The organism is Angustibacter peucedani (assembly GCF_054779595.1).
This window is the reverse complement of sequence record NZ_BAAGXY010000002.1, coordinates 153,563-160,990: the sequence shown is the minus strand read 5'-3', so window position 1 is coordinate 160,990 and position 7,428 is coordinate 153,563. Positions and strand designations below refer to the sequence as shown.

Below are 7,428 nucleotides of genomic sequence, written 5' to 3'. Positions count from 1 at the left end.
GGGGGGGGGGGGGGGGGGGCCTCAGGCCAGTCCGCGCCCCCGCGGCACCATCACCACGTCCGGACGCCGGCGACCCGAACGCCGCGCGGTCAGGTACGCGCGCTCGACCCGCCGCACCACCTCGTCCGGACGTCGGCGCGCCGTGGCGCCGGTGAACGCCAGCACCAGCACGCCGTGCTCGGTCAGCCGGCCGTCCTGCTCCACGGTGCGCTCCCAGTCGGCGTCGCGGGAGTGGTAGGCGCGCGAGTGCACCATGACGGCGATCCCGACGTCGTCGAACCACAGGTCGGGCGACACCAGGGGCGTGCCGTCGGGCAGGCGCAGCTCGGGGTTGGGCCACGCGTGCGGGAGCACGGTGCTGGCCGCGACGGCCCGCAGCACCGACGCCTCCGGAACCGACCACGCGCCCGCCTCCGCGACCGCCAGGGCGGCGCGCGCCACGCGGGTGCCGTTGGCGCGGCGGCGTTCGAGCTCGTGCCGCAGCTGCTCGACCGTGACCAGCCGGCGTTGCACCGCCTGGACGACGACGGCCTCGGCCTCGTCCGGCGTCCGGGCGTCGCACGCGCAGTCGACGACCGCGCGCGGCACCGTGGCGTAGCCGACCACGCCCGCGCGATCGGACGCCGGGTGCAGCGTCGTGCGCCGGATCCGCGCGAAGCCGGTGGTGCGCGAGGCCTTCGAGGCCTCGACGAGCACGTGCACCTGCCCGTCCAGCCGCACGTGGTCCAGCCCGTGCCAGGCGCAGGCGTACGCACCGGTCACCACAGCTCCCTCGCCGGCCTCGAGCGCCGCCGCGGCGGCGCGTCGTCCGTCGGTCAGGGATGCGGTGTCCAGCGCGACGACGCGGGGCAGCACCAGCCGCCACGTCCGGCCCAGGCGCCAGCGCAGCTGCGCCGCCGTGACGCCCAGGCCGGCGAGCTGGTCGCGCCGGGCCAGCCCGCGCTGTCCCTCGGCGAGCGCGCGGAGGTCGTCGTCCACCCGACGAGCGTGGCGCAGTACGGACCTCCGCCGCCGTGACCCTGTGGACGACGGCCCAGCGGGCGCTTCATCGCACGCGTCATCGCAGCCGGGACGTCGTGATCACGACAGGTTGGCTGCGATGACGGCTGTAGAGACGCGCCGGGCCCCCGGGGGCGGTGGGGTCAGGCGGTGGTGGAGGCGGTGGGGTCGTAGGTCTCGTGCCACTCGCCGGTCACGAGGTAGACGACCCGGCGGGCGACGGAGACCGCGTGGTCGGCGAAGCGCTCGTAGTAGCGGCCCACCAGCGTGATGTCGACGGCCGCCTCGATGCCGTGCTGCCACCGGTCGCCCAGCAGCTCGGCGAAGATCTGCCGGTGCAGGCGGTCCATCTCGTCGTCGTCCTGCTCGAGCTGCACGGCCATGGCCACGTCCTTGGACGCGATGACCGACCCGGCCTTGGCCACGATGCGCTCGGCCACCTGGCCCATCTCGAGCAGCGTCGCGCGCAGCGTCGGCGGGACGGCGGAGTCGGGGTACCGGCGCCGCGCGACCTTGGCGATGTGCCGGGCCAGGTCTCCCATGCGCTCGAGGTCGGCGCTCATCCGCATGCTCGTGACGATGGTGCGCAGGTCCGTGGCCACCGGCTGCTGACGGGCGAGCATGTCGAGCGCCAGGTCGTCCAGCTCGCGCTGGATCCGGTCGATCTGCTCGTCGGCCGCGATGACGCTCTCGGCGATCGCGAGGTCGGCGTCGAGCAGGGCAGTGGTGGCCCGGGCGATGGCCGAGCCGGCGAGCCGGGTCATCTCGACGAGCTGCTCGCTGGTGTGGTCGAGTCCTTCGTGGAACGCGTCGCGCATGGGCGAGAGCGTGCCAGCAGGCGGTGAACGGAACCGGCTGGCCAGGTGAACATCTGCTGAAGTCGCACGTCAGCGGCCTGCCGACGGCGAGAACCACCCGTCCGGCGTGCGTACGCTGGATGTCGTGGACCCCGCAACTGCTGCGACCCTCGGCGGCGTGGCCGGCCTCGCGCTGGGCGCGATCGCCATGGTCGCCGTGCGCTGGTCCGAGCGGTCGCAGCGCACCGTGCCGGTGCAGCCCGAGCCCGAGCTGCCCCGCGGTGTCGCCGACGTCCTCGCGGTCCTGCGCGAGTCCGCGGTCGTCGTCGCCGCCGACGACTCGGTCACCAAGGCCAGCCCCGCGGCGTACGCGTACGGCCTGGTCGCCGGCAGCGAGCTGACCCACCCCGAGCTGCGCCACCTGGTGCGCCAGGTGCGCCGCGACGGCGTGATCCGCGAGAGCGAGCTCGAGCTGGCCCGCGGTCCGCTGGGCCGCGGCCGCCTCACCGTGCGCGCGCGCGTCGCCCCGCTCAGCTCGGGCCACCTGCTGCTCCTGGTCGAGGACCGCACCGAGGCGCACCGGGTCGAGGCGGTCCGCCGCGACTTCGTCGCCAACGTCAGCCACGAGCTCAAGACGCCGGTGGGCGGGATCTCGCTGCTCGCCGAGGCCGTGCTCGACGCCAGCGACGACCCCGAGGCCGTGCGCCGCTTCGCCTCGCGCATGCAGGTCGAGTCCAGCCGGCTCGGACGCCTGGTGCAGGAGATCGTCGACCTCTCGCGCCTGCAGGTCGCCGACACGCTGCACCCGCCGGAGCTCGTGCCGGTCGACGCCGTCGTCGCCGAGGCCACCGACCGCTGCCGGCTGGTCGCGTCCGCGAAGGACATCGAGGTCGTCGTCCAGAACGAGCCGCTCGCGCGGGTGTTCGGGGACGCCGACTTGCTGATGACCGCCGTCCGCAACCTCGTCGACAACGCAGTCGCGTACTCCGGCAGCGGCACGCGCGTCGCGGTGGCCGTCACGCTGCACCACGGGCTGGTCGAGGTCGCGGTCACCGACCAGGGCGTCGGCATCAGCGACCGCGAGCAGGCCCGCATCTTCGAGCGGTTCTACCGGGTCGACCCGGCCCGCTCGCGCTCCACCGGCGGCACCGGCCTCGGGCTCGCGATCGTCAAGCACGTTGCGGCCAACCACGGCGGCGAGGTCACCGTGTGGAGCCGGCCCGGCCAGGGCTCGACGTTCACGATGCGCCTGCCGGCCGCCAGCCCCGACCAGGCCGAGACCGAGCCGGACGTCGAGCAGCACGTCCCGCCGGCCGCGGGCGACCCGCACCACCAGACCACCTCGGGCGCGCTCGCGTCCGCCAGCACCCCGGAAGAGGCCCGCGGATGAGCCGCATCCTCGTCGTGGAGGACGAGGAGTCCTTCAGCGACCCGCTGTCGTACCTGCTGCGCAAGGAGGGGTACGAGGTGGCCGTGGCTCCCGACGGCCACCAGGCGCTCGCCGACTTCGAGCGCGCGGGGGCCGACCTCGTGCTGCTCGACCTGATGCTGCCCGGCCTGTCCGGTACCGAGGTCTGCCGCCAGCTGCGGTCGCAGAGCGCCGTCCCGATCATCATGCTGACGGCCAAGGACTCCGAGATCGACAAGGTCGTCGGGCTCGAGATCGGCGCCGACGACTACGTCACCAAGCCGTACTCCAGCCGCGAGCTGCTGGCCCGCATCAAGGCCGTGCTGCGCCGCCACCACGAGCCCGACGACCTCGTGCCGCCCACCCTGCAGGCCGGCCGGGTGCGCATGGACGTCGACCGGCACGTCGTCACGGTCGACGGCCGCCAGGTGGCCATGCCGCTCAAGGAGTTCGAGCTGCTCGAGCTGCTGCTGCGCAACGTCGGGCGCGTGCTCACCCGCATCCAGCTCATCGACCGGGTGTGGGGCAGCGACTACGTCGGCGACACCAAGACGCTCGACGTCCACGTCAAGCGGCTGCGAGCCAAGATCGAGCCCGACCCGTCGAACCCCACGATGCTCACCACGGTGCGGGGGCTGGGCTACAAGCTCGACGCCTAGCGCGGAGCCAGCCCGACGCCGAGCCCGGACGTCGCGCGGTCAGTTCGCGGTCGGCGTGACCGTCGCGTACTCGAACCGCGGGAGCACGACCGGCACCGAGGTGACGACCGAGCCGCCGGACGGGCTCGACAGCGTGACCTCGAGCAGCGAGCCCGCGCCCTGGGCCAGGTCACCCACGACGACGGAGGTGTCGTCGGTGCCGCTGCCCAGGCGCACCAGGCCGCCGGGCGGCACGGTGACCTTCACCGGCTGCGGCTGGCCCTTGGTCTCGATGGTCACGGCGGCGTCGGCCTTCCCGGTGTTGACCAGCGCACCCGAGACCAGGCCCTCGCCGCCCTTGTCGCCGACGACCACGAGGTCGCGCGCGAGGACGTCGCCGACCGTCGCGGTGACGCCGTTGGCCGCGTCGTAGTCGGTCTCGGTGGACGACGGCGAGAGGTACGCGCAGGCGCCCAGCAGCGGCAGGGGAGCGGCGAGGGCGAGGGCGGCCAGGCCCCGGCGGCTGGGACGCATCACGACGACGATCTCCTCGGCACGGCAGCAGGTGGACGGGCCCGTCCGGTCGGCCGGCCAGGTCCGCGGCCCAGCGTATCGGGCGGCTGCGGAGCGGCACGACCGGGCGCGCGTGAAGCATGCGATCGGGCTGCTGTCAAGACCCCTTCCGGTGGCTCGCACCGGCTCTGACCTGCGCAAACGTCGCCGGGACGGCTTCTGCTGGGCGGTCACAGCGTGTTATCCTGGTAGCCGCGAAAGGGGAAAAGAACACATGGTCTTCACAGTCGGCGAGACGGTCGTGTACCCGCACCACGGAGCGGCACTGATCGAGCAGGTCAAGACGCGAACCATCAAGGGTGAGGACAAGCTCTACCTCGTCCTCAAGGTCGCGCAGGGAGACCTCACCATCGAGGTCCCGGCCGAGAACTGCGACCTCGTCGGCGTCCGCGACGTCGTCGGCCAGGAGGGTCTCGACCGCGTCTTCGAGGTCCTGCGCACGCCGCACGCCGAGGAGCCGACCAACTGGTCGCGCCGCTACAAGGCCAACCTCGAGAAGCTCGCCTCCGGCGACGTCATCAAGGTCGCCGAGGTCGTCCGCGACCTGTGGCGCCGCGAGAAGGACCGCGGCCTGTCGGCCGGCGAGAAGCGCATGCTGGCCAAGGCCCGCCAGATCCTGGTGAGCGAGCTGGCCCTCGCCGAGCACACGAACGAGGACAAGGCCGAGGCGATCCTCGACGAGGTCCTCGCCTCCTGATCGTCCTGCTCACCCCGCACCACCACGGCGCGCGTCGCCCCTCCGGGCGGCGCGCGTCCGTCACACTGGTCCGGTGAACCCCCGCCCCCTCCGCGTGCCGGTCGGCGTCATCGAGCTGCTGCGGCTCTTCGTCGTCGTCTTCTTCGCCGGCCTCGGGTACCAGGTGGCGGTGGCGGCCGACCCGGTCGACCTGCGCCTCGGCCCGCTCGACGCGGCCGGGGCCGGCGTCCTGCTCGGCGCGGCCGTCGGCTACGTGCTCGGCGGCGTCGTGGCCCGGCTGACCGTGCGCTCGGTCGCCTCGGCCGAGCGCAGCCTGCGCCAGCGGTCCACCGAGCAGGTGCTCTCGGGCATGATCGGCGCCGCCATCGGCGTGCTCGTCGCCGCGGCGGTCACCTGGCCGCTGCTGCTGATCGGCAGCCAGGTCGTGATGCTGCCGCTGTTCGGCTTCATCCTCGTCACGCTCGCGCTGCTGGGGTACCGCGTGGGGCTGGCCCGTCGGCACGACCTGCTGGCGCTGTTCGGCGCGCAGGCGGGGCTGAGCCGGACGTCGTCCGCGGGCTCGGGCGAGCGGGTGCTCGACACGTCGGTGGCGGTCGACGGGCGCATCGTCGACGTCGTGACGGCGGGGTTCCTCACCGGCGGCTTCCTCGTGCCCCAGCCGGTGCTCGACGAGCTGCAGGGCCTGGCCGACGCCGGCGACGACGTCCGCCGCGGCCGCGGGCGCCGTGGGCTGGAGGCGCTCGAGGCGCTGCGGCGCCAGCGCACCGTCGACCTCGAGGTCATCCCCGACTCCGTCCGCGAGGTGCCGGACGTCGACGCCAAGCTGGTCCGCATCTGCCTCGAGCGTCGCGCCGCGCTGGTCACCCTCGACACCAACCTCGCCAAGGCGGCCGCGCTCGCCGGGGTGAGCGTCATGAACCTGCACGCCCTCGCCCTCGCGCTGCGCCCGCCGGTGACGGCCGGCGACGTGGTGCGGGTCAGCCTGATCAAGGCGGGCAAGGAGGCCGGCCAGGCCGTCGGCTACCTGGACGACGGCACGATGGTCGTCGCCGAGCGCTCCCGCGAGCGGATCGGCCAGGAGGTCGCGGTCGCCGTCACCAGCGTGCTCACCACCGCCAACGGCCGGATGGTCTTCTCCCGCCCGCAGGACGCGTGAGCACCGGCTGCGTCGTCGTCGCGGCCGGCTCGGGCACGCGGCTGGCGGCCGGCCGGCCCAAGGCGTTCGTCGAGCTCGCGGGGGTGACCTTGCTCGAGCACGCCGTCGCCCGGGTGCTGGACGCCGGCGTCGCGGAGGTCGTGGCCGTCGTCCCCACCGACCTGGTGGGCGCGGCGGCCGAGCTGCTCGCGGGTCGGGCGCGCGTCGTGGCAGGAGGCGCCGACCGGCGGGCGTCCGTCGCGGCCGGGCTCGGCGCGCTGCCGGTCGGCTGCGACGTGGTGCTGGTGCACGACGCCGCGCGGGCCCTGGCGCCGTCGTCCCTCGTGGTGGCGGTGGCGGAGGCGGTGCGCGGCGGGGCGGTGGCCGTCGTCCCGGGCCTGGCGGTGGCCGACACGATGAAGCAGGTCGACGCCGACGGAGTCGTGGTGGGCACGGTCGACCGCGACGGGCTGCGCGTCGTCCAGACCCCGCAGGGGTTCTCGCGCGAGGTGCTCGAGCGCGCGCACGCGGCGGCCGCGACGGACGCGCCGGCCACCGACGACGCGTCGCTGGTCGAGCAGCTCGGCCTGCCGGTGGTGGTCGTGCCGGGTGACCCGTTGGCGCTCAAGGTCACGACCGCCGACGACCTGGCCCGGGCCGAGTGGCTGCTGGCTAGGCTCGAGCCGTGACGCTCCCGCGGGTCGGCATCGGCACCGACGTCCACGCGTTCGCGGCCGAGGGGTCGGACCGCCCGCTGCGGGTGGCCGGCCTCGACTGGCCCGGCGAGCGCGGGCTCGACGGCCACTCGGACGCCGACGTGGTGGCGCACGCCTGCTGCGACGCGCTGTTCTCGGCTGCGGGGATCGGGGACGTCGGTACGCACTTCGGCACCTCGGACCCGCGCTGGGCGGGCGCGCCGGGTGCGGTGCTGCTCGCGGAGGCGGCGCGGCGCGTGCGCGTGGCGGGCTTCGAGATCGGCAACGTCGCGGTGCAGCTGGTGGGCGACCGGCCGCGGCTGGGCTCGCGCCGGGGCGAGGCCGAGGCGGCGCTCGCGGCGGCGTGCGGGGCGCCGGTGTCGCTGAGCGCCACCACGACCGACGGGCTCGGACTGACGGGGCGCGGCGAGGGCGTCGCCGCGATCGCCACCGCCCTCGTCGTGCCTGCCGACTTGTGAAGGGTTT

Annotated in this window: 9 protein-coding genes; 6 read left to right on the top strand and 3 right to left on the bottom strand. The window is 74.6% G+C overall.

What is annotated here, in order from left to right:
• Positions 1–21: 21 nt before the first annotated feature.
• Both ACYVJ4_RS01085 and phoU read right to left on the bottom strand, forming a co-directional pair.
• Complete coding sequence (locus tag ACYVJ4_RS01085) at positions 22–978, bottom strand: hypothetical protein (RefSeq protein WP_460458250.1); 957 nt, start codon at positions 976–978, stop codon at positions 22–24.
• A 164-nt stretch (positions 979–1,142) separates the two neighbouring features.
• Positions 1,143–1,817: a phosphate signaling complex protein PhoU gene (phoU, locus tag ACYVJ4_RS01080; RefSeq protein ID WP_460458249.1), complete on the bottom strand. Its 675-nt coding sequence runs from the start codon at positions 1,815–1,817 to the stop codon at positions 1,143–1,145.
• Between the two features lie 124 nt (positions 1,818–1,941).
• On the opposite strand from phoU, the gene ACYVJ4_RS01075 reads away from it, so the two are divergent.
• Complete coding sequence (locus ACYVJ4_RS01075) at positions 1,942–3,186, top strand: sensor histidine kinase (protein WP_460458248.1); 1,245 nt, start codon at positions 1,942–1,944, stop codon at positions 3,184–3,186.
• Entirely contained in the window at positions 3,183–3,863 is a 681-nt protein-coding gene (locus tag ACYVJ4_RS01070; RefSeq protein WP_460458247.1) for a response regulator, read from the top strand. The genes ACYVJ4_RS01075 and ACYVJ4_RS01070 overlap by 4 nt, the downstream gene beginning before the upstream one ends.
• A 39-nt stretch (positions 3,864–3,902) precedes the next feature.
• On the opposite strand, the gene ACYVJ4_RS01065 is transcribed toward ACYVJ4_RS01070, so the two are convergent.
• Positions 3,903–4,379 (bottom strand): hypothetical protein, encoded by a 477-nt coding sequence (locus ACYVJ4_RS01065; RefSeq protein WP_460458246.1) that lies wholly within the window; start codon positions 4,377–4,379, stop codon positions 3,903–3,905.
• Positions 4,380–4,629: 250 nt separating this feature from the next.
• Between ACYVJ4_RS01065 and ACYVJ4_RS01060 the strand changes: the two genes are divergently transcribed.
• The 4 genes from ACYVJ4_RS01060 (at position 4,630) to ispF (ending at position 7,421) form a co-directional block, all read left to right on the top strand.
• Positions 4,630–5,112, top strand: a complete 483-nt coding sequence (locus tag ACYVJ4_RS01060; protein WP_460458245.1) for a CarD family transcriptional regulator — start codon at positions 4,630–4,632, stop codon at positions 5,110–5,112.
• Between the two features lie 73 nt (positions 5,113–5,185).
• Positions 5,186–6,268 (top strand): PIN domain nuclease, encoded by a 1,083-nt coding sequence (locus ACYVJ4_RS01055; protein WP_460458244.1) that lies wholly within the window; start codon positions 5,186–5,188, stop codon positions 6,266–6,268.
• The gene (ispD, locus tag ACYVJ4_RS01050; protein ID WP_460458243.1) at positions 6,265–6,936 is read left to right on the top strand and encodes a 2-C-methyl-D-erythritol 4-phosphate cytidylyltransferase; all 672 of its coding nucleotides are present in this window, start codon (positions 6,265–6,267) and stop codon (positions 6,934–6,936) included. The genes ACYVJ4_RS01055 and ispD overlap by 4 nt, the downstream gene beginning before the upstream one ends.
• Positions 6,933–7,421 (top strand): 2-C-methyl-D-erythritol 2,4-cyclodiphosphate synthase, encoded by a 489-nt coding sequence (gene ispF, locus ACYVJ4_RS01045; protein ID WP_460458242.1) that lies wholly within the window; start codon positions 6,933–6,935, stop codon positions 7,419–7,421. The genes ispD and ispF overlap by 4 nt, the downstream gene beginning before the upstream one ends.
• The last annotated feature ends 7 nt before the right edge of the window (positions 7,422–7,428 follow it).